17 protein-coding genes are annotated in these 19,978 nt (G+C 42.2%); 8 read left to right on the top strand and 9 right to left on the bottom strand.

The window, feature by feature from the left end; genetic code table 11:
• The first annotated feature begins 212 nt into the window (after window positions 1-212).
• From xpt to D464_RS0104315, 5 genes are all read left to right on the top strand, one after another.
• Window positions 213-785 (top strand): xanthine phosphoribosyltransferase, encoded by a 573-nt coding sequence (gene xpt / locus D464_RS0104335; protein WP_018910312.1) that lies wholly within the window; start codon window positions 213-215, stop codon window positions 783-785.
• Between the two features lie 127 nt (window positions 786-912).
• A complete protein-coding gene (locus D464_RS0104330; protein ID WP_018910311.1) occupies window positions 913-2,256 on the top strand; it encodes a nucleobase:cation symporter-2 family protein in 1,344 nt (447 codons plus the stop codon).
• Between the two features lie 130 nt (window positions 2,257-2,386).
• Window positions 2,387-2,845, top strand: coding sequence for a hypothetical protein (locus tag D464_RS0104325; RefSeq protein ID WP_018910310.1), 459 nt, complete (start codon window positions 2,387-2,389; stop codon window positions 2,843-2,845).
• Window positions 2,846-2,887: 42 nt separating this feature from the next.
• The gene (locus tag D464_RS0104320) at window positions 2,888-3,451 is read left to right on the top strand and encodes a DUF4251 domain-containing protein (protein ID WP_018910309.1); all 564 of its coding nucleotides are present in this window, start codon (window positions 2,888-2,890) and stop codon (window positions 3,449-3,451) included.
• A 417-nt stretch (window positions 3,452-3,868) separates the two neighbouring features.
• Window positions 3,869-4,378: a toxin-antitoxin system YwqK family antitoxin gene (locus D464_RS0104315; protein WP_018910308.1), complete on the top strand. Its 510-nt coding sequence runs from the start codon at window positions 3,869-3,871 to the stop codon at window positions 4,376-4,378.
• Window positions 4,379-4,626: 248 nt separating this feature from the next.
• Here the strand turns inward: D464_RS0104315 and D464_RS0104310 are convergent, their stop codons facing one another.
• The 9 genes from D464_RS0104310 to D464_RS0104270 all read right to left on the bottom strand — a co-directional run bounded on the left by D464_RS0104310 (window position 4,627) and on the right by D464_RS0104270 (window position 12,962).
• On the bottom strand, window positions 4,627-5,097 hold the full coding sequence (locus D464_RS0104310) for a hypothetical protein (protein WP_018910307.1): 471 nt from the start codon (window positions 5,095-5,097) through the stop codon (window positions 4,627-4,629).
• A gap of 1 nt (window position 5,098) precedes the next feature.
• Entirely contained in the window at window positions 5,099-6,580 is a 1,482-nt protein-coding gene (locus tag D464_RS0104305) for an MBOAT family O-acyltransferase (protein ID WP_018910306.1), read from the bottom strand.
• A gap of 36 nt (window positions 6,581-6,616) precedes the next feature.
• A complete protein-coding gene (locus D464_RS0104300) occupies window positions 6,617-7,369 on the bottom strand; it encodes an SGNH/GDSL hydrolase family protein (protein WP_018910305.1) in 753 nt (250 codons plus the stop codon).
• A gap of 10 nt (window positions 7,370-7,379) precedes the next feature.
• Window positions 7,380-8,129, bottom strand: coding sequence for an exodeoxyribonuclease III (locus D464_RS0104295; RefSeq protein ID WP_018910304.1), 750 nt, complete (start codon window positions 8,127-8,129; stop codon window positions 7,380-7,382).
• Window positions 8,130-8,161: 32 nt separating this feature from the next.
• The gene (locus tag D464_RS0104290) at window positions 8,162-8,764 is read right to left on the bottom strand and encodes a DUF4840 domain-containing protein (protein ID WP_004383823.1); all 603 of its coding nucleotides are present in this window, start codon (window positions 8,762-8,764) and stop codon (window positions 8,162-8,164) included.
• Window positions 8,765-8,794: 30 nt separating this feature from the next.
• Window positions 8,795-9,388, bottom strand: coding sequence for a GTP cyclohydrolase I FolE (gene folE / locus D464_RS0104285; protein WP_018910303.1), 594 nt, complete (start codon window positions 9,386-9,388; stop codon window positions 8,795-8,797).
• Between the two features lie 149 nt (window positions 9,389-9,537).
• Window positions 9,538-10,227 (bottom strand): SPOR domain-containing protein, encoded by a 690-nt coding sequence (locus D464_RS0104280; protein ID WP_018910302.1) that lies wholly within the window; start codon window positions 10,225-10,227, stop codon window positions 9,538-9,540.
• A 73-nt stretch (window positions 10,228-10,300) separates the two neighbouring features.
• Entirely contained in the window at window positions 10,301-12,421 is a 2,121-nt protein-coding gene (locus tag D464_RS12510; RefSeq protein ID WP_018910301.1) for a BT_3928 family protein, read from the bottom strand.
• Window positions 12,414-12,962 carry a DUF1599 domain-containing protein gene (locus tag D464_RS0104270; RefSeq protein ID WP_004383827.1) on the bottom strand — a complete coding sequence of 183 codons (549 nt, stop codon included), beginning with the start codon at window positions 12,960-12,962 and terminating at the stop codon, window positions 12,414-12,416. The genes D464_RS12510 and D464_RS0104270 overlap by 8 nt, the downstream gene beginning before the upstream one ends.
• Window positions 12,963-13,553: 591 nt before the next feature.
• Here D464_RS0104270 and D464_RS0104265 point away from each other — a divergent pair.
• From D464_RS0104265 to D464_RS0104255, 3 genes are all read left to right on the top strand, one after another.
• Window positions 13,554-14,978, top strand: coding sequence for a CCA tRNA nucleotidyltransferase (locus D464_RS0104265; protein WP_018910300.1), 1,425 nt, complete (start codon window positions 13,554-13,556; stop codon window positions 14,976-14,978).
• A 280-nt stretch (window positions 14,979-15,258) separates the two neighbouring features.
• On the top strand, window positions 15,259-16,590 hold the full coding sequence (locus D464_RS0104260; protein ID WP_018910299.1) for an efflux RND transporter periplasmic adaptor subunit: 1,332 nt from the start codon (window positions 15,259-15,261) through the stop codon (window positions 16,588-16,590).
• A gap of 115 nt (window positions 16,591-16,705) precedes the next feature.
• The gene (locus tag D464_RS0104255; protein ID WP_018910298.1) at window positions 16,706-19,969 is read left to right on the top strand and encodes an efflux RND transporter permease subunit; all 3,264 of its coding nucleotides are present in this window, start codon (window positions 16,706-16,708) and stop codon (window positions 19,967-19,969) included.
• The last annotated feature ends 9 nt before the right edge of the window (window positions 19,970-19,978 follow it).

Raw genomic sequence — 19,978 nt, 5'->3', positions numbered from 1 at the left:
AATAAAAAACGCCAGTTGTAAGTTTGTTAACAGACTGGCAAACGGGTGCAAAAGTACTAAATCTTTTTGTAACAACAATGTTTAATCGATGTGAATGTACTTTTCTGCAATAAAGAGAGATAAAAGTAAGGTTGTTATAGTGCTTATATTCCATCTTTTTAGTACTTTTGTTGGCAATTAATTCTCGGCATCGACAAACTATTAATTGCACAATGAAAGCATTACGTGACCGTATTTTAAAGGATGGCAAGTGTTATCCTGGAGGCATCCTAAAGGTAGACAAGTTTATTAATCATCAAATGGATCCTAATTTGATGAAGCGTATTTGTGTGGAATTCATACGTAGATACGCCTCAACGGAGATTAATAAAATCATCACAATAGAGGCTAGTGGCATTGCACCAGCTATCATGATGGGGTTCTTATTAGACCTTCCTGTTGTCTTCGCAAAGAAGAAGAAGCCTTCAACCATGGCTGACATGCTGTCGACGACAGTGTTTTCTTTCACGAAGCAACGTGAGTATCATGTCGTAATATCCAAAGAATACCTTAGAGAAGGCGATAAGGTGTTGTTCGTTGATGACTTCCTTGCCTACGGAAATGCGGCTAAAGGTATCATAGACTTATGTAAACAAGCGGGCGCGGAACTAGTTGGTATGGGCTTTATCATCGAGAAGGCGTTCCAGCATGGACGTGATGCAATAGAGCAAGCGGGCGTTCGCTGTGAGAGTTTAGCTATCATTGAATCGCTTGAGAATTGTGAGATTAAACTGAAAGAAGATTAAACAAGGTGGACTGCATACGTCCACCTTGTTTGTTTATAGACTATTGCTCGTTTACTGATAGTCATTGAAACGTGTTTTAAAGATATATAACTTCACCTTATTATATAGTAGTTTTAAAAGTAAAAGAATGGAAGTATCAAAGGAACTTATCTATGGTTTGAATGACAGACCACCCCTTCGTGAAACGTTGTTTGCGGCTTTACAGCATTTATTAGCCATCTTTGTAGCTATTATCACGCCTCCACTCATTATCAGTTCGGCGTTGAAATTTGACTTAGAGACCACTGGCTTCCTTGTATCTATGTCTCTTTTTGTATCAGGATTAGCTACCTTTATTCAGTGTAAACGTTTGGGACCATTAGGGGCAGGGCTTCTCTGTATTCAAGGAACATCCTTCTCTTTCATCAGTCCGATAATTGGTGCAGGAATGTTAGGTATGGTTGGCGGAAAGATGAACGTAGAAATGGGTTTAAGTTACATCTTCGGAGCATGCCTTGTAGCGGCTTTTGTAGAGATGATTGTGAGTCGTTTACTCCCTTACACACGTAAGATTATCACGCCATTAGTGTCCGGTATTGTTGTTTCTCTCATTGGTATGTGCCTCATTAAGGCAGGTATCAATTCGTGCGGAGGTGGTCAGTCGGCTATAGATGCAGGTACTTTCGGATCCATGCAGAATCTTGGTTTAGCTTTCTTAGTACTTGTCAGCATTATATTCTTTAATCGTTCGAGCAACAGATTCCTACGAATGGCATCCATCGTGTTGGGTTTGTTGATAGGAAGTATTGCTGCCTACGCCCTTAACATGATTGACTTTTCACGCATAAGTGGTGCCGGAACGCTGAATATACCAACCCCCTTCAAGTATGGACTGCGCTTTGATATAGGCTCAATCATCGGTCTTGGGCTCATCTACTTGGTTACTGCAGTTGAAGCATTCGGCGATATTACAGCCAACTCGTTGATCTCTGGCGAGCCAGTTGAGGGTTCGGTCTTCTTGAAAAGGGCGCAGGGTGGAATCTTAGCAGATGGTTTTAATTCTTTCTTAGCCGCTATCTTCAATAGTTTCCCTAACTCCATCTTTGCTCAAAACAATGGTATGATACAATTAACAGGCGTTGCCAGTCGTTATGTTGGGTATTTCATTGCAGCTGCCTTGGTGTTATTAGGACTTTTCCCAGTGGTTGGTCAGCTCTTTTCCCTTATCCCTGATGCCGTCTTAGGAGGTGCCACTCTCCTCATGTTCGGTACTGTCGCAGCAGCAGGAATCCGTATCATCGCTTCAACGAAGATAACTCGTAAGGCAGTATTGGTTATGGCAATCAGCTTCGCAATGGGCTTGAGTGTAGAGTTAGTGCCCGGTATTCTTGATAAGATGCCAGACCTCATTAAGAGTATCTTCGCGAGTGGTATCACCACAGGAGGGCTCACAGCCATCCTCGCCAATGCGTTTATTCGTATTAAAGAATAGGCATTTATTATTTTTTATCATCGTTTCGGTGCGTTTTCCTTATAAATGTTTATCTTTGCAGATAGAGTGTAGGAGAACGCAGCGATAGCGTTCTCTTTCATAAAGAAAATAATATATTAAAGCTAAGCCAATGCAGAATAAGAAGCGTAAATTTACTAAGTCACTCACGTTTAAGGTGCTATGTGGACTGGTAGTTATCGTTCTTTTAGGGATAGGATATAATCTGATAGTCGATGACAAAGATAGTCCTTTAAGCGAAGAAGAGCAAGAGGAGGAACAGCAACGCACTGCCGATAAGGACACGATAGACATTGTCGGCGATTATCTGTGGCCTCATGCGAAGTCTTCAAAGGATGATTTAACAGCCAAGGACGACAAGGACAAGGATGCAGATGAGGCTAAGGACAAGACGGACAAGGCTGATAAAGCTAAGTCAAAGGAAAGCACATCCCATCAAGAAAGCAATGAGGCACCAATGGCTGCACCAGCTTCTCCTGCCCCAACAACGCCAGATCCAGAACCTTCCAGTAAGTCTTCTGCACCTACGATAGAGAAGATGAACGCACCAAAGATCGAACGCATAGACTAAAGCAAAGGCTTGTTTTCATCAGAGAGAAAGTGAGGTACTATTATGAAACGATTATTTTTATGTTTATTTACAGCACTCCTAATGGTGGGATGTGCAACGACTTACTATGATTCGGACGGTAAGCCAATATCAAAGGAGACGATGGCTCAACTGAAAGCTGCCGCTGTCAAGGCTCATTTAGGCGAACATCGTTACCGCATCTTCATGGATAGAATGGAGCCAATGAGGGGTCCTTCGATCTATTTACAAGATGATTGGGGCATTGAAGTAAGCGGTGATTCTGTTGGTTTATTCCTCCCTTATGTGGGTAGGGTGTACCAGATTCCATACGGTCGGGGCGGTGGCTTGTCCCTTGTTTCCCCTCTTTTGAGTTATAAGGAAGAGCCCATGAAAGGTGGCAGACGCATTTTTATGACCACTCGCAACGATTATGAGAGTTACCAGATAGTCTTGGAAGTGTTCGACAATGCGACAGCCTCCTTACTTGTCAACCCCAGTGAAAAGGATGCGATACGCTTTACCGGTGTGATGGAACTCAATGACAGTTTTACAGTTAAGGGTGGTAAGCCCGTGAAGAAACGGCAAGTGTCGTTTATGAGGCTATAAGATTAGGATAAAAACATTCATCCTGTCTCTGCTCATTTACTAATTGGTGAGGTGCAGATGACAGGATTTTTCATTTTAAGAAAGTCGCTTTTTTAGTAGAGAGACACAGTTTTAACAGTTGAGCCTATCAAAGTGTAAAAGGCTTGAAAGATAACTATTCACCTTGAATTGATGTATGTCAATTATATGACATAATGCTAATTGTTGTGCATGAAACCCTTAATAATAGTATAGTTCGCTTTCTTTTCAAAGCTATTTAACGCTTATTTCTTCTCTTTTTGTTATTCTTTTTACTCTTTAATTACAACTGAAAAGGCACGAAAAATTACTTAAAAATACCCTTCAGAATATTTGGTTGTATCATAGTTTACTATTAAATTTGCCTATAGAAAACGTATAATTAAAGACCTATCGACAATGAAAAAGTTACTTTTGACAGCTCTTGTCTGCCTGATTTCAGCATCATCTTTCGCTCGCGAAGGTGTGACAACAACAGTAGTATCACGTGATACAATCTTCTACAATCAAGCGTTACGATCAGTGAAAAGCTCTGAGAACGTTGCTTACTATCGTCTTCTTGCAAAAGAAAGCTATAAGGGTGTAGAGCGAGACATCTTCCAGGACTTCTATCCAGATGGTCAGAAGCGTTTAGAGGGTGGCTATTCTTTCCTCGACTTAGGCAATGATGCCAACACAGTACTTGATGGTCATGTGACCGCCTATTACCCCAATGGCATGGAGAAGTGGCATTGCAATTACAAAGATGGTAAGCGTGAAGGCTATCTAACGCTGCACTTGCGCGATGGAAGTATTGGTGTTGTGGCTTATAGAGAAGGTAAGAGTCGTTTCGACTACATGACGATTACGCACCCTGATGGTCGAATGGAAAAGGTTGGATTGAAGCACTATTCAAGTCTTATCCAGTAAGAGTTATCAGTGAAGGTGTAGCTACTTAAGACCTCCCCAAGCCTCTCCAAAGGAGAGGATGTGGGTTACTAAGATGTAATGGAGGTACGAAAAGAATGAGTAGCGAATTATAATTAGATTTAACAAGAGGCTCTCTTTGATGTAAAGAGAGCCTCTTTTCAACTGCAAAAGGGCGTCTCTTCGATATGAAGGAACGCCCTCTTCAAATGGAGTATCTTTTATCTTTCTGCATAGCCCCTTGTTTGTTATTAACGAGACGTGGTTTCTTTCTCTGTCTTATACATAAAGTCATAAATTATTTCAGTCACTCTTTCCTTGCCTTCATGTGTAAGATCAGGAAGAGTGAAGAGCCTTCCTTTCGTTGTATAAATTATCTGAACGATGAACGGAACGAAGTGGTAATTATAATCGTTGACGCCTTCTATCTCATCAGCTGTTACTTCGATGTACTTACAACGGAGGCAATCATAAAAACAGATGTGGTCTCCTTTGATGGAAAGATAGTCTTTCTTCCATAATTTCTGACATGTAATAAAGAGCTTGAAAAGCCAATATGAGATAGCAAAACCAGTCATCCACAATGCAAGAATAAGCATTAGAGGATGAGATGCATCTGCTCCTTTGTGTCCGAAGAAGAACCATATAAAAAACAAAACAGGGATGGGTGCAAGCAACGTATCGATGAATAGCAATGGACTATACTTGTATTTGATAATCATATCAGAACTGCGTGTAAATGAAAGGTTGTATACTATGCTGGCTAAAGTTGATGACTAATTGCAGAACAAAGGCGAAGATAGCGAGCTTCACCAGCCATGGTGAGCGGATAAACTTCGTTTGTAACCATTCATAATCAGCCTCTTTAATGCTGTGAAGTTCCAAACTAATGAGTACAACTGCCGTCCAGAGCGGGTATTCTAATAGGAATGCGTAAGCATCACTCAGCCTAGTTGTTTGAATGATATTCGTTATTAATGTCAGAGCAGAGTCCATATTAGGGGCACGGAAGAATATCCATGCGAGTGAAATATAGCCAAAGGTGATGAGCCAACAAGCAACTTTTATAGGCTTGGAATTGGGTATCTGCTTCAGACCATTGTTGTTGCAAAACTTGTGAACGACAAGTCCTATACCGTGCATAACGCCCCATACAATGAACATCCACGATGCCCCATGCCATAAACCAGCAATAATCATGACAGAGAAGCTATTGAGGTAAGTGCGAACAGTACCCTTTCTGTTACCTCCAAGAGGGATATATAGGTAATCGCGAACCCATGTTGAAAGTGCAATATGCCATCTATGCCAGAACTCCGTGAGGTTAAGACTTTGGTAAGGGAAGTTGAAATTGTCCTTTAACTCATATCCCATCAGGGCTGCAACACCAATAGCTAGGTCGCTGTAACCCGAGAAGTCGCAGTAAATCTGTGCCGAGAAGCCCAGCACACCCATAAGATCTCCAAAGCCATTCTGCACTGCTGGCGCATCAAACACTATGTTGTTATATTGCGCAAGATAGTCTGCTATGAGCGTCTTCTTTATCAATCCGCAGACAATCAACCACAGTCCTTTATAGACAAGGGCATTCTTGATGTTCCTTTTAGGGGTTTGAATCTGTGGTAACAATACTTCGGCGCGGGTGATAGGACCAGCAATGAGGAGGGGAAAGAACGTCAGATAGAATGTATAATCAAGTAGTTTTGCTGTTTTGGGATACTGCCCTCTATAAACATCCACCGTGTAGCTGATGGCTTGGAAAGTAAAGAAAGAGATACCAACAGGCAAGAGTAACTTCATAGGAGAGAAGTTACTGCGGAGGAGCTCATGGAATATTTCAAGGGTGAAGTTCGTGTATTTATAGTAGAGTAGGGGTATCAACTCTGTGAAAATGGTGATGGCTAAGCCCGTCTTACGCAACTTTCCATGTTTTAAACGCATCATAGAACGCGTTAGATACCATGATACAAAGGTGGTGAAAGGCAATAGCCACATCAAAGCACCATTCGCTTTGAAAGCGAAGAAGAGGCTAAAACAAATGACATAAACCTTTGTCCACTGTTGACGATAGTGTCTAAGAGGAATGTAAAGAGCAAAGAAAACGAGGAAACAAGCCATGAATGACAGCGTACACAACGACCAGTTCTTATCTTGTGAGGATAAGAAATCAAGGAACGTGGATGTTAGCTGCGATAGTTCTGTCATGCTTCTATATTCTTTAGCTTACTTTCCTTTTATGTATTAAAAGCCCTCAAATGCTGGTTGTAACAAACTTGTGTTTGTTGCCTTGTGATGTGCTTTAGGGGAGTTGAGCTGCAATGGATTGTCACACTTATTACTGGCAATAAACTTTGCAGCCGTATCCATCCAGTAAGCAGCAGCCTCCCATGTAGGGTGATAATGGTCACTTCCTCGCTTTAGTTTTAAGTGTCTACTATCGAAGAAATGCCCTGCACCAACTCTTTCTTTGATGATGTCATTGATACCAGTATCTCCATTCCAATCCGAAGGACTAATCCACACGAAAGGAATATCGCCTATCTTCTTAACCATCTCACTGACATATTGAGCCCTGTTAGCGAGGTCATTGATGAATAACTCATTACTTCCAAGACAGATAAGAATGTAAGTTGGCTTGTATTTAGCGATGTAATGCTCCAGAGTATGCGTCGTTCCCCATCGTTCAGTGGATGAGCTATACCATATAACGGTGTATAGTTTATGCCCATTCTCACCTGCGTAATCACCCAAGCGACGTGACAGTCCCTCCACCATAGAGTCTCCGATGAAGAGAATAGTTTGGTTGCGATGAATGGTCTTAGGCTTCTTCTTGTGTTTTTTCTGTGGTTCTTTAGGAGGAAGGAAGATACTTGTAAGTGTTATCTTCCTTATTGTGTAGCTGCCCAAAGTAAGCTCTTTTGGAGAGAAAGCATAGGCTATGATGGCTGCAAGAACTACAGCCATCAATAGCAATGATTTGATCTGGGCATACATAAGAGAGGCTTTACTTTAAGTCAATCTCTATGGGACAATGGTCGCTACCCATTATCTCTGTATGAATCTTAGCGTCTACCAATCGGTCTCTCAAGCGTTCGGAGATAAGGAAGTAATCGATACGCCAACCCGTATTCTTCTCCCTTGCACGGAAACGATACGACCACCAAGAGTAGGTTACTTGCTCTGGATAAAGCGTGCGGAAGGTATCTATGAATCCATTACTCAATAGTTGGGTCATCTTCTGACGCTCTTCATCGGTGAAGCCAGCGTTTCGGCGGTTTGTTTTGGGGTTCTTTAAGTCGATCTCCTGGTGCGCAACATTCATGTCACCGCATACTATGACAGGCTTAATCTCATCCAGTTTGTGTAGGTAGGATTGGAAGTCATCCTCCCACTTCATGCGATATTCCAATCGACGAAGCTCATCTTGCGAGTTCGGTGTATAGACAGTTACGAGGTAGAAATCGTCCATCTCTAATGTAATGACACGTCCCTCATGGTCGTGCTCATCGATATCAATGCCGTAAGTAACGCTCAATGGCTTATGTTTCGTGAATATCGCAGTACCTGAATAACCCTTTTTATCAGCGTAATTCCAGTATGACTCGTATCCAGGAAAGCTTAAATCAAGCTGACCAGCTTGCATCTTCGTCTCTTGCAAACAAAAGAAATCAGCGTTAAAGTCCTTGAATTGCTGCTCAAAGTCTTTGCCCACGCAAGCGCGAAGACCGTTTACATTCCATGAAATAAGTTTCATCTCTCTTCCTTTCTCTCGTCCTTAATGTGTTATTAAATCTTTTGTTGTGATTCAAACTCAAATGTTATAGGCAAGTTGTAATCGGTGGATAGGGGAGTGAAACCGCCTCTTCCATTGTTCTTCTTCAAGTCTCTAATGGTGAAATTAAAGTGCATCTTTTGTGTAGGCATTGCATAGAAACAAGAGAAAGGCAATGAGCCTCCTGTACCAACCACTTCTACCTGTTGTCCATCAAGATTGATGGTGAAGGTGAGTTTAGCTGAAGCATTGAAGAAAATCATTTGTTCCTGTGGTTTAAAACTCGTCATAATGACTTCTAACTTACCATTCGTAGCATTCAAAAGAGCTTGATATAACTTTGAAGATTGGTTCTTTACGCCAGCTGCGAGTTCGTCACCATTGATGTTCTTAACGCTGATTACCTCCTTCTTAGCTGTCCATGTTGCATTTTTTGAACCCAAGTCACCATTGCTGTTACGCATCTTTGCAGTACCAACGTAATTGCCATTGATGTTTTGGTAAAGCTGTTCAACATTAATACTTGGCGTATCTTTTTCCTTAGAACATGCCGTAAAGAAGTTGATTGTAACGATTGCCACGAATGCTAGTGTGGCCACTTTTAAAACCTTATTCATAACTTTTCTCCTTTTAAATATTAATCGTTATTATATCCGTTTGGTCTCTCCACGCAGTAAGTTCATAAACTCGTTGCGGGTTTTACTTGATTCGAACACACCACTGTAAGCACTTGTTGTGGTGATAGAGTTTTGTTTCTCCACACCACGCATCTGCATACACATGTGTTTCGCTTCGATGACTACCATTACACCTTGTGGTCTCAACGTGTCGTTGATACATTGCATTACCTGTTCGGTGAGGCGTTCCTGCACTTGAAGTCGGTGAGAGTAGATATCGACAACACGCGCGATCTTACTCAAACCAGTGATCTTTCCGTTTGGAATATACGCCACATGCGCCTTGCCATAGAATGGAAGTATATGGTGCTCACACATCGAGAAGAAGTCAATATCCTTGACTATCACCATCTGATTGTACTTCTCTTCAAAGAGCGCGTCCGTTAATACCTTATGAGGATCTTGTGTATATCCACGTGTAAGAACCTGCATTGCCTTTGCAACTCGCATGGGAGTCTTCTCTAATCCTTCCCTTTCTGGATTCTCACCGAGCAACTTTAATATCTCTTTATAGTGTGTTGCAAGTTCGTCTAAACCATCACGAAATTGTGTTTCTGGGGTCATATTATATTGTTTCTGATTATTTCTGTTTATGAGGTGGGCTTTATTACCATAGTAAGGGTATTGCCTAAGACCCTTATAAGGGTGTTACCTGTTACCCCAGTAAGGGTGTTGTTTGGGGGTTATATATAATATATAAGGTGTGAATATATTTAGTTGTCAATGACAGTTGACGTCCTTATGCTAACCATCATACGTATCACGTTTGCTTGAGGATAGCCTTCTTTGCGCATCTTCCGCATTACTTTTTTAGCAGTGTTATAGTTTGTGAAGTTACCAATAAGGCACATCCAACGTGGCGCGTAGAAGTGAACATAGATGGGCTGATCGGGGAATAACTGCTTAGCGGTTTGTCCCGCTTTGTCTGCCTGTTGGTGAGCTATACGCGTATTACCGCCACTATAGACTTGAACACGGAATCCCCTAACCTTTTTAATGCCCTTCTTTACACGTTTGGTCACTATCTGTTTGCCATCGTCTATATCATCGAATGTGGGGTCATGAGGCCTTCTGACTAAACGTTTCACTAGCTTGGTTCCAACTTGCCTAACGGGCTGTAAGGTGTTATTGTCAGGTCTTGCAATCTCTGGTTTATGGTCGTTTAGCTTAGGAACAGACAGTTGTCTACTGTCTAGAGTCTTAATCTTTGAGCCTGTAGACTGGCGTGATTGCTCACGCTGACTCTCTACTTTCTTGCTTTCTTTATTAGCTTTCTTCGCTGTTTTCTTACCATTGACTAATGCGTCAATATCGGTACTCTGCGTTACAGTTACCGTACTTTGAGCATGCGCTGATGTAATGGTTGTCAGTATGAGAACTATGATTGTAAGGAGTCTTTTCATGTCTTTTATATAATTGGAAGTGATGAGAGGATCACAGAACGTGATACCCTCTCATCATTAATATATGTATGGATTACTTTTTCCAAGCATCAATGATACCCTTGAAGTCAGCTGCCTTCAATGAAGCGCCACCAATCAAGCCACCATCAATGTCAGGTTTAGCAAACAACTCTGGTGCGTTGCTAGCCTTACAGCTACCACCATAGAGGATAGAAGTGTCCTCTGCTACTTCCTTACCATACTTCTCTGCAACGATAGAACGGATGTAAGCCAACATCTCCTGAGCCTGATCAGAAGTAGCAGTCTTACCTGTACCGATAGCCCAGATTGGTTCGTAAGCCAAGATAATGCTCTTCCATTCCTCTGCAGAGAGGTTGAATACTGAACCTTCCAACTCTGCCTTTACTACCTCGTTTTGCTTCTCTGCCTCACGCTCTTCGAGTGTCTCACCACAGCAGAAGATTACCTTCAAACCATTAGCGAGTGCTAATTGAACCTTCTCTTTGAGGATCTCTGCTGTTTCTCCATAGTATTGACGACGTTCAGAGTGACCGAGGATAACATATTGTGCACCTGTGCTCTTTACCATTGCGGCTGATACTTCACCTGTGTAAGCACCCTTCTCCTTGTCTGCACAGTTCTCTGCACCAAGTCCAACAACGCTTGAATCTAACACCTGAGCAACACTTGCGAGGTGAATGAATGGGGTACAGATAACAACATCACAATTAGGTTTCTCTGCCTTGAGTGACTCGTTAATCTCTTTTGCTAGCTCGATACCTTCCTGCAAGGTCTCGTTCATCTTCCAGTTACCTGCTACGATTTTCTTTCTCATTTGTCTTTTACGTTTTAAAAGTTGATATAATTTATTTGATTGTTCCTTTTGCTTCACCCAATCTTCCTTTTGTTTGAGCCACTCTTCACGTTTCCTTACCCATCTTGTCCACGACCAAATGCGGTCGGCGGCAATAAGGAATGACAAGGGGAAGATGTAGCACACGATGATGAGCATAATCTTTGTCCATGTGTTATTAGCCGGTTCGCGCCCTATTTCAATGAGGGAGAGTGGGGCATTAAGTTCGGCTTGTTTGGGCAAATCGTTATGACTCCATTTATTGATGATAGTACCTTTGTAGAGCAGTACCAAGCCCGGATTACTACGAATGATGGTTTTTAGTGTTGTGCCGTCAGTCGTATAGAACGGATATTCCGCACCTGTGATGTCCCTCCAATGCTGTACAGCTTTATCTGTACTAGCAGTCAAGCCGTAGAATCCATATCCATTCTCCTTTGCATATTCGTAGATAGCATCAATATCACCAAAGTTACTATCGTCAGCCATTTCCAATACAGGAGCTATGAGTAAGAAGGTATATCCTTTATGGGTCAAGATACTATCCGTAATATCGTTCCCTGTCTGTTCGTTCGTGATAGAGAAATCGTGTATGGGTGGTTCATACCCCTGCTCAAGTATCTCTTGATGTGTATCTTTAAATACCCACGTAGAGTCATTATAAGGGTAATTATTCTCATTGAATTCCTTTGTTACACCATTCTTTTCACAGATAAAGGTTGTCTTATAGGTTGTTTGTTTAGCCCCCTTTGGAATCTCCATACCCTTTTTGATGTTCTGTCCGATATAATAAGGACGGAAGTCAAAGATGGGCAGATGATAAAGACTCAATAGTGACGCTATACAGATAAAGGCGATAGTAAAATAGAAGGCTATCCACTGATTCGTCTTTGAAACGAAGCGCATCTGATGTAAAGGCCAGCGTGTAAGAATGATTGCTGCAACAAGCAAAACAATGTTCTTGATAAATGTCTGCGTGTTGGTTAGGTGTATGGCATCTCCGAAACAACCACAATCTTGTATCGGATTACTTACAGTCAACCACAATGTTACGGCTGTCATCACAGCCATGAAAAGCAAGGATATCTTGCTGGCTAATCGACGGCGGATAGCCAAGAGGAGCATTACACCCAGTGTAAATTCTATGGCAGAAAGGGCTATCGACACCATTAGCTGTGCCCAATCGGGTACATAAGCCGATAATTGCACTGCCTCTAGGTATTCCGCAATCTTATATTGCGAACCTAGTGGGTCAATAGCCTTAACAAATCCAGAAAAGATAAACGTCAAGGCTAACAGCGCACGACTGAGGTTTACTAATAGCGTCTTTAATTTATTCATGTAGCTTGATAGCACCGAAAACGGCGTAATTCATTATATCCATATAATTGGCATCTATGCCCTCACTGACGAGTGTTTCTCCATTAAGATCTTCGATTTCCTTGATTCGTTCAATCTTAGTGAGAATAAGGTCTGTGTAACTACTCACACGCATATCTCGCCATGCCTCTCCATAGTCATGGTTCTTCTTTACCATTAGTTCGTAGGCTTCGTTGGCATAGGTGTCATAGAGACAGAGTGCCTCGTCGGGCGTGATGTCAACACTATCAACAAAGCCCTTGGATAGTTGGATCAGTCCAACAATACTATAATTAATCAATGCGATGAATTCGGGGCGTACTCCTTCTCCAACGAGATTCTCACCTGTAATCTCTAACGAGCGTATGCGTTTGGCTTTAATAAAAAGCTGATCTGTGAGGGAAGAGGGGCGTAAAATGCGCCATGAGGCACCATAATCATGGAGCTTCTTACCAAAGAGCTCTCTACATTCAGCCAGTATGTCTTTAAACTCTTGCTGTGTCTTTGTCAATTGACTTGCCATTGTTATGAATCGATTTGCCTGCAAAAATACTTAATTTCATTGTAATAAACGAATGAATTAACAACTAATACCATCCGTTTCGCTGGTTGGCGGGGATTCATGGAAGAGCATTGTAACCTATCTGTGCTGAATTTCTAACCTATTGGCAGTTGATGGAGATGCACGTTAGGTATTTTATGCAATCCTATATGTAAACAATAGTTAAGGCGAGGGGCGTAACTGTTAACATCGACGAAATGTACTTTTGTGGGGCACGAAAGTACATTTCGTGCCCCACAAGATGTACTCCCGTGCCTTACGAGTCCTACTTCCGTGATGAGCATAGAATAAGGGCTATTAATACAAGCAAGAAATTGTTTGCGAACAAATCGAAAATTGTTTGTGAAGATTTTAGAGTATCTCTTATTATTGATTAGTTCCTTGTTTTGTACCCAACTATGGGTATGAAAGCTCTTATTCGTTGGGTATAAATGTGGTAGATCTTTAGTGCAGAATTAGGTTGTTACATGTATGAAATAATAACTTAATTTGTGTGACTTAACTAATTTACGTATCTTTGCATTGCTATTCATACAAAGATAACATTTAATTATGCGAGATCTTTCAGATGCCGAATTGGCACAATTATTAGATAAAGATATATTTCATCATATTTCCAATGCCGCCGATAAACTCGGGCTGGAGTGTTACGTAGTGGGCGGCTATGTGCGTGATTTGTTTTTAGAACGCCCTTCCAATGATATTGATGTTGTTGTGGTGGGGAGTGGTATACAGGTAGCAAGCGAATTGAAAGCCGTTCTTGGCAAGAAAGCTCACCTCTCGGTGTTCCGCAACTTTGGTACTGCTCAAGTGAAATATAAGCACACAGAGGTTGAATTTGTAGGTGCTCGACGAGAGAGTTACAGCCATGATAGTAGGAAACCAGTGGTAGAAGATGGTACACTTGAGGATGATCAGAATCGTAGGGACTTTACGATTAATGCCCTAGCAGTGTGCTTGAATAAGGCTCGCTTTGGTGAGTTAGTTGATCCATTCGGTGGGGTTGACGATCTATGGGATGGTATTATTCGCACTCCTTTAGACCCTGATGTAACCTTCTCTGATGATCCATTGCGTATGATGCGATGCGTTCGTTTTGCTACACAATTAAATTTCTTTATTGAAGATGAGACCTTCGAGGCGTTGGAACGCAATGCCGAAAGAATAAAGATTATTAGTGGGGAACGCATAGAAGAGGAGTTGAACAAAATTATGATGACGCCAACACCGAGCAAGGGATTTATCGATTTGTATCGTTGTGGGCTTTTGCAAATCATCTTGCCAGAGCTAGTTGCTTTGGATGTCGTGGAGACTAGGAACGGACGAGCACATAAGAATAATTTTTATCATACCTTAGAAGTGTTGGATAATATCTGCAAGCATACGGATAACTTATGGTTACGTTGGGCAGCATTATTGCATGATGTGGGTAAAGCAAAGTGTAAACGGTGGGATGCTGTAGCGGGATGGACCTTCCATAACCACAACTATGTTGGTGCGAAGATGGTACCTGAAATCTTCCGAAGGTTGAAGTTGCCGATGGATAGTAAGATGAAGTATGTGCAAAAGCAAGTAGACTTACACATGCGTCCAATTGTTATTGCTGATGAAGAAGTGACCGACTCGGCTGTGAGACGACTGATGAATGATGCTGGCGAAGACATTGATGACTTGATGACTCTGTGTGAGGCGGATATAACGAGTAAGAATGTTGCCCGCAAACAACGTTTTCTTGATAACTTCCGAATCGTTCGTGAGAAACTAAAAGACCTGAAGGAACGCGATTACAAACGCCTTCTACAACCCTGCATAGATGGTAATGAGATCATGGAGATGTTTCATCTCAAACCTAGTAGAGAGGTGGGCATATTGAAGCAGACGCTGAAAGATGCCGTGCTTGATAATAAAGTGGCAAACGAACGAGAGCCTTTAATGGAACTTCTGCGCAGTAAGGCAAGAGAATTGGGACTGATTTAAGCATGACGGAAGATGACATCTATTGGTAAGGGAGGTTATAGATAAGAACCGTAAATGGTGTGTTTATAGGTAATAATTGTTAAATGCTGTTTGCAAAATAAGTATCTTTAGTGATTAATGAGTAGTTTTGCACATTGAAAAACTTATGCTTTACGCATCGGTTTCCAATGTGCTTTACTTTATTTAAAAGGTAAACTTGATACTATCTGAGAACATCTCTCTTGTGCGAAAGAGGGGGAAGAAAGATTAGAAAAGAATGAATATAATATATTAATTAGGTATGAAAAAGAATAAAATCTTATTGTTCGTAGCTGCAACGGTAGCATTTCTAACCAGTTGCGGAGGCGGTCAGCAGGGTCTTCCTACAAGTGATGAGTATCCTGTGATTACGATTGGTGCATCTAATGCACAGCTAAAGACAACTTATCCAGCTACGCTGAAGGGCGTTCAGGATGTAGAGGTTCGCCCAAAGGTAAGCGGCTTTATCACGAAACTATACGTGCATGAGGGTGAGTATGTGCATGCTGGTCAGGTGCTCTTCGTTGTGGATAACTCCACTTATCAGGCTGCTGTTCGTCAGGCAGAGGCACAGGTTAACTCCGCTCAGAGTGCTGTGGCACAGGCTGAAGCTGGTGTTGTTCAGGCTAACGCAAGTCTTAATTCGGCTAATGCCCAGGCTGCCACCGCTCGTTTAACTTACTCAAACAGTAAGAACCTATATAATAATAAGGTGATAGGCGACTATGAGTTGCAGTCAGCGAAGAATAGTTTTGAAACATCACAAGCTGCAGTTCGCCAAGCACAAAGTGGTGTCGCATCTGCGCAAGCTGCTGTTCGCCAGGCGCAAGCAGGTGTTCGCCAGGCACAAGCAATGCTATCAACTGCTAAGGATAACCTTGGTTTCTGTTATGTAAAGAGTCCTGCTTCAGGTTACATCGGTAGTCTTCCTTTCAAAGAGGGAGCATTGGTAAGTGCTTCTTCTGCACAGCCAGTTACAACCGTGAGCAACACTTCTACAATAGAAGTTTACTTCTCTATGACCGAGGCAGATGTGCTGAAACTAAGTCGTACAGACGATGGCTTGAGCAATGCCATTAAGAAGTTCCCAAGCGTAAGTTTGTTGCTTGTCGACGGAACAACCTACAATCACGAAGGATCTATCGTAAAGACAAGCGGTAGTATAGACCCTGCAACAGGAACAATAAGCGTTATTGCACGTTTTCCTAATCCCGAACATTTGTTGAAGAGTGGTGGTAGTGGACAAATTGTTATCGCTAAGAACAATAATCACGCATTGTTGATTCCACAAGAAGCAACCACTCAGGTGCAGGATAAGATATTTGTTTATAAGGTGGATGCTAATAATAAAGTACATTACAGCGAGATAACCATTAATCCACAGAACGATGGTATCAATTACATCGTTACTAGTGGATTAAAGATGGGCGACCGCATTGTTAGCAAGGGAATCTCAAGTTTGGAAGATGGTGCAAAAATAAAGGCATTGACTCCAGCAGAGTATGAAGAAGCCATCAAGAAAGCCGAGAAATTGGGTGAGAATCAGAGCTCTGCTGCAGGTTTCTTGAAGACAATGAAAGGAGATAGTAAGTAATTAGAAGTTAGGAATTTGGAGTTTTGAATGAGGATTTGAAGGTTGACCTTTGAACGAGGCAGGCTTCGTTAAGCTAAGTTTTTATCCATCTCCATAATTCAAAAGAACAATATTTATGACATTTACTAATTTCATTAAACGACCGGTTCTATCAACGGTTATATCCATCTTCTTTGTACTTTTGGGTATAATCGGTTTGATGTCACTGCCTATCGAGCAGTATCCAGATATCGCACCACCTACGATTTCGATATCAACATCTTATCAAGGTGCAGATGCGCAGACCGTATTGAACTCAGTTATTACACCATTGGAAGAAAGTATCAATGGTGTGGAGAATATGACTTATATCCAGTCAACTGCGACAAATGCGGGTATGGCGATGATTACGGTCTACTTCAAGCAAGGTGCTGATCCCAATATGGCTGCGGTCAACGTGCAGAACCGTGTTTCGCAAGCACAGGCTTTGTTACCTGCTGAAGTTACCCGTGTGGGTGTGACGGTATCAAAGCGTCAGAGTTCAAACGTCGTCATGTATTCATTGACAACAGATGATGGTCGATATGACGATGAGTTCTTGACGAACTATAACAACATCAACATCGTTCCAATGTTGAAGCGTATTAATGGTGTAGGTGACGTCCAGACACCTGGTATGAAGACTTACTCAATGCGTATATGGCTCCAGCCAGATAAGATGAAGCAGTATGGTCTTGTCCCTTCTGATATCTCTGGTGCTCTTGCAGAACAGAACATTGAGGCGGCACCAGGTTCTTTTGGTGAGCAAAGTAAGCTCAAGTTTGAGTACACCATGCGCTATAAAGGACGTTTGAAGACGCCAGAAGAGTATGGTAATATCATCATCTCTAGCAATACAAATGGTCAGACACTTCACTTGCGTGATGTGGCAAAGGTGGAGTTAGGCGGTTTGCAATATTCCGTTGCCATGCGTAACAATGGGCAACCTGCTGTATTAGGTATGGTTAACCAGGTGGCTGGTTCAAATGCTACACAGATTGCCGATGATGTAAAAGCAGCCTTGGCTGATGCACAGAAACAGATGCCTCCAGGGATGAAGGTCACGATTGAGCAAGATGTAACCGAATTCCTTTTTGCTTCTATCGAAGAGGTAGTACGCACACTGGTAATTACTTTGGTCTTAGTGTTCTTTGTTGTGTATGTCTTCCTACAGGACTTCCGCTCTACACTCATCCCTATGATTGCTGTACCAGTAGCCTTGATTGGTACGTTCTTCTTCCTTTGGGTCTTTGGCTTCTCCATCAACCTTTTGACCTTGTCAGCATTGTTATTAGCGATTGCCATCGTGGTGGATGATGCCATTGTGGTGGTTGAGGCTGTTCATGCAAAACTCGATTTAGGTTATAAGAGTGCTATGACGGCTGCCATTGATGCAATGAATGAGATTTCAGGAGCTATCATCTCTATTACTTTGGTGATGTCAGCAGTGTTCGTGCCAGTATCATTTATTGGTGGAACATCAGGTACTTTCTATCGTGAGTTCGGTGTAACTATGGCGGTATCAATCGTTATCTCTGCTCTGAATGCTTTGACATTGTCTCCCGCACTATGTGCTATTTTCTTGAAGCCACACAGCGATGACGAGGAACACAAGAAGCTGTCACGCATTGACAGATTCCACATGGCATTCAATACACAGTATGATAAGATTAATGCGAAGTATCAGAAGAAAGTAGAGAAGATTATCAACCATCGGTGGATTTCAGGTACAGCTGTAGTCGTAGGTATCGTTGCTCTTGTGCTTACAATGACCTTCACAAAGACAGGTCTTGTACCTGATGAGGATACAGGAACATTGTTCGCTATGGTCAGTATGCCTCCAGGGACATCACAAGAAGAGACTCAAAAGGTAGTTGATCAAGTAGATAAAATGTTGGCAAGTAACCCTTATATCGAGCGTCGTGAACAGATCGTTGGTTACAACTTCTTGGCTGGTCAGGGGTCTAATCAGGCAACTTTCATTGTTAAGTTGAAGCCTTTTGCCGAGCGTGAATATGGCATGTTCGACCGTATTAAGTCGGTATTCACGGGTGCTGGTATTGCTGGATTATTCATTGACCCAACTTCTTCTAATATGATTTTGGGCATGATTTACAAGCAAACAGCCAGTATTAAGGGTGCGCAGGTACTAGCCTTTGCACCGCCAATGATTCCTGGTTATGGTATGGCGAATGGTCTTTCTTTCTCTTTACAAGATAAGACAGGTGGCGATTTGAATAAATTCTTTAAGGTAGCACAGGATTACCTCGCTGCTTTGAACAAGCGTCCGGAGTTTAGCCGAGCACTTACCACTTACAACCCGAACTATCCTCAATACATGGTGGATGTAGATGTTGCGAAAGCAAAGCAGGCAGGAACATCACCGGCAGCTATTCTTTCTGTATTGCAGGGATACTATGGTGGTATGTATGCATCCAACTTCAATGCATACGGTAAGCTCTTCCGTGTGATGATACAAGGAACAGCAGAGAGCCGCATGGACGAGTCGAGCATGAATAACATCTATGTTCGAACAGCAGCAGGTATGGCTCCAGTAAGTGAGTTCTGCACGTTGAAGCGTGTTTATGGACCGTCAAATATCACTCGTTTCAACCTCTTTACCTCTATTGCTGTTAATGCGACACCAGCAAACGGGGTCTCTTCTGGAGAGGCTATTAAGGCAGCAGAGGAAGTGGCAAAACAAGTGTTACCACAGGGATATGGCTATGAGTTCTCTGGCTTGACACGTTCAGAGCAAGAGTCATCAAACTCAACAGCGATGATCTTCGTCCTTTGTATCGTATTTGTTTACTTGATTCTTAGTGCACAATATGAGAGTTATATTCTCCCATTAGCCGTTATCTTGTCAATACCATTCGGTCTTGCAGGAGCGTTCATATTCACGATGATCTTCGGGCATAGCAACGATATCTACATGCAAATATCCTTGATTATGTTGATTGGATTATTGGCCAAGAACGCCATCCTTATCGTTGAGTTTGCTCTTGAGCGTCGTCGAACAGGTATGGCAATCAAGTATGCAGCCATCTTAGGTGCTGGCGCACGTCTTCGTCCTATCTTGATGACGTCTTTAGCGATGATCATTGGATTATTGCCATTGATGTTTGCAAGCGGTGTAGGTCATAATGGTAACCAGACATTGGGTGCTGCTGCCGTCGGAGGTATGTTGATTGGTACACTCTGTCAGGTGTTTGTTGTACCAGCTCTGTTCGCTGGCTTCCAGTACTTACAAGAGCGTATTAAGCCTATCGAGTTTGAAGATGAGGCTAGTCGCGACGTCATTAAGGAACTCGAGAAATACGCGAAAGGTCCTGTACATGATTATAAGGTAGAAGAGTAGTACTATATT

It is taken from the genome of Prevotella veroralis DSM 19559 = JCM 6290 (assembly GCF_000377625.1).
Lineage (GTDB): Bacteria > Bacteroidota > Bacteroidia > Bacteroidales > Bacteroidaceae > Prevotella > Prevotella veroralis.
The sequence above is the reverse complement of the archived record's forward strand: the minus strand, read 5'-3'. Positions and strand labels throughout refer to the sequence as shown.

Excerpts from the sequence above, each read along its gene's own strand:
- xpt (WP_018910312.1), top strand. The coding sequence starts at position 213 with ATGAAAGCATTACGTGACCGTATTTTAAAGGATGGCAAGTGTTATCCT.
- D464_RS0104330 (WP_018910311.1), top strand. The coding sequence starts at position 913 with ATGGAAGTATCAAAGGAACTTATCTATGGTTTGAATGACAGACCACCC.
- D464_RS0104325 (WP_018910310.1), top strand. The coding sequence starts at position 2,387 with ATGCAGAATAAGAAGCGTAAATTTACTAAGTCACTCACGTTTAAGGTG.
- D464_RS0104320 (WP_018910309.1), top strand. The coding sequence starts at position 2,888 with ATGAAACGATTATTTTTATGTTTATTTACAGCACTCCTAATGGTGGGA.
- D464_RS0104315 (WP_018910308.1), top strand. The coding sequence starts at position 3,869 with ATGAAAAAGTTACTTTTGACAGCTCTTGTCTGCCTGATTTCAGCATCA.
- D464_RS0104310 (WP_018910307.1), bottom strand. The coding sequence starts at position 5,097 with ATGATTATCAAATACAAGTATAGTCCATTGCTATTCATCGATACGTTG.
- D464_RS0104305 (WP_018910306.1), bottom strand. The coding sequence starts at position 6,580 with ATGACAGAACTATCGCAGCTAACATCCACGTTCCTTGATTTCTTATCC.
- D464_RS0104300 (WP_018910305.1), bottom strand. The coding sequence starts at position 7,369 with ATGTATGCCCAGATCAAATCATTGCTATTGATGGCTGTAGTTCTTGCA.
- D464_RS0104295 (WP_018910304.1), bottom strand. The coding sequence starts at position 8,129 with ATGAAACTTATTTCATGGAATGTAAACGGTCTTCGCGCTTGCGTGGGC.
- D464_RS0104290 (WP_004383823.1), bottom strand. The coding sequence starts at position 8,764 with ATGAATAAGGTTTTAAAAGTGGCCACACTAGCATTCGTGGCAATCGTT.
- folE (WP_018910303.1), bottom strand. The coding sequence starts at position 9,388 with ATGACCCCAGAAACACAATTTCGTGATGGTTTAGACGAACTTGCAACA.
- D464_RS0104280 (WP_018910302.1), bottom strand. The coding sequence starts at position 10,227 with ATGAAAAGACTCCTTACAATCATAGTTCTCATACTGACAACCATTACA.
- D464_RS12510 (WP_018910301.1), bottom strand. The coding sequence starts at position 12,421 with ATGAATAAATTAAAGACGCTATTAGTAAACCTCAGTCGTGCGCTGTTA.
- D464_RS0104270 (WP_004383827.1), bottom strand. The coding sequence starts at position 12,962 with ATGGCAAGTCAATTGACAAAGACACAGCAAGAGTTTAAAGACATACTG.
- D464_RS0104265 (WP_018910300.1), top strand. The coding sequence starts at position 13,554 with ATGCGAGATCTTTCAGATGCCGAATTGGCACAATTATTAGATAAAGAT.
- D464_RS0104260 (WP_018910299.1), top strand. The coding sequence starts at position 15,259 with ATGAAAAAGAATAAAATCTTATTGTTCGTAGCTGCAACGGTAGCATTT.
- D464_RS0104255 (WP_018910298.1), top strand. The coding sequence starts at position 16,706 with ATGACATTTACTAATTTCATTAAACGACCGGTTCTATCAACGGTTATA.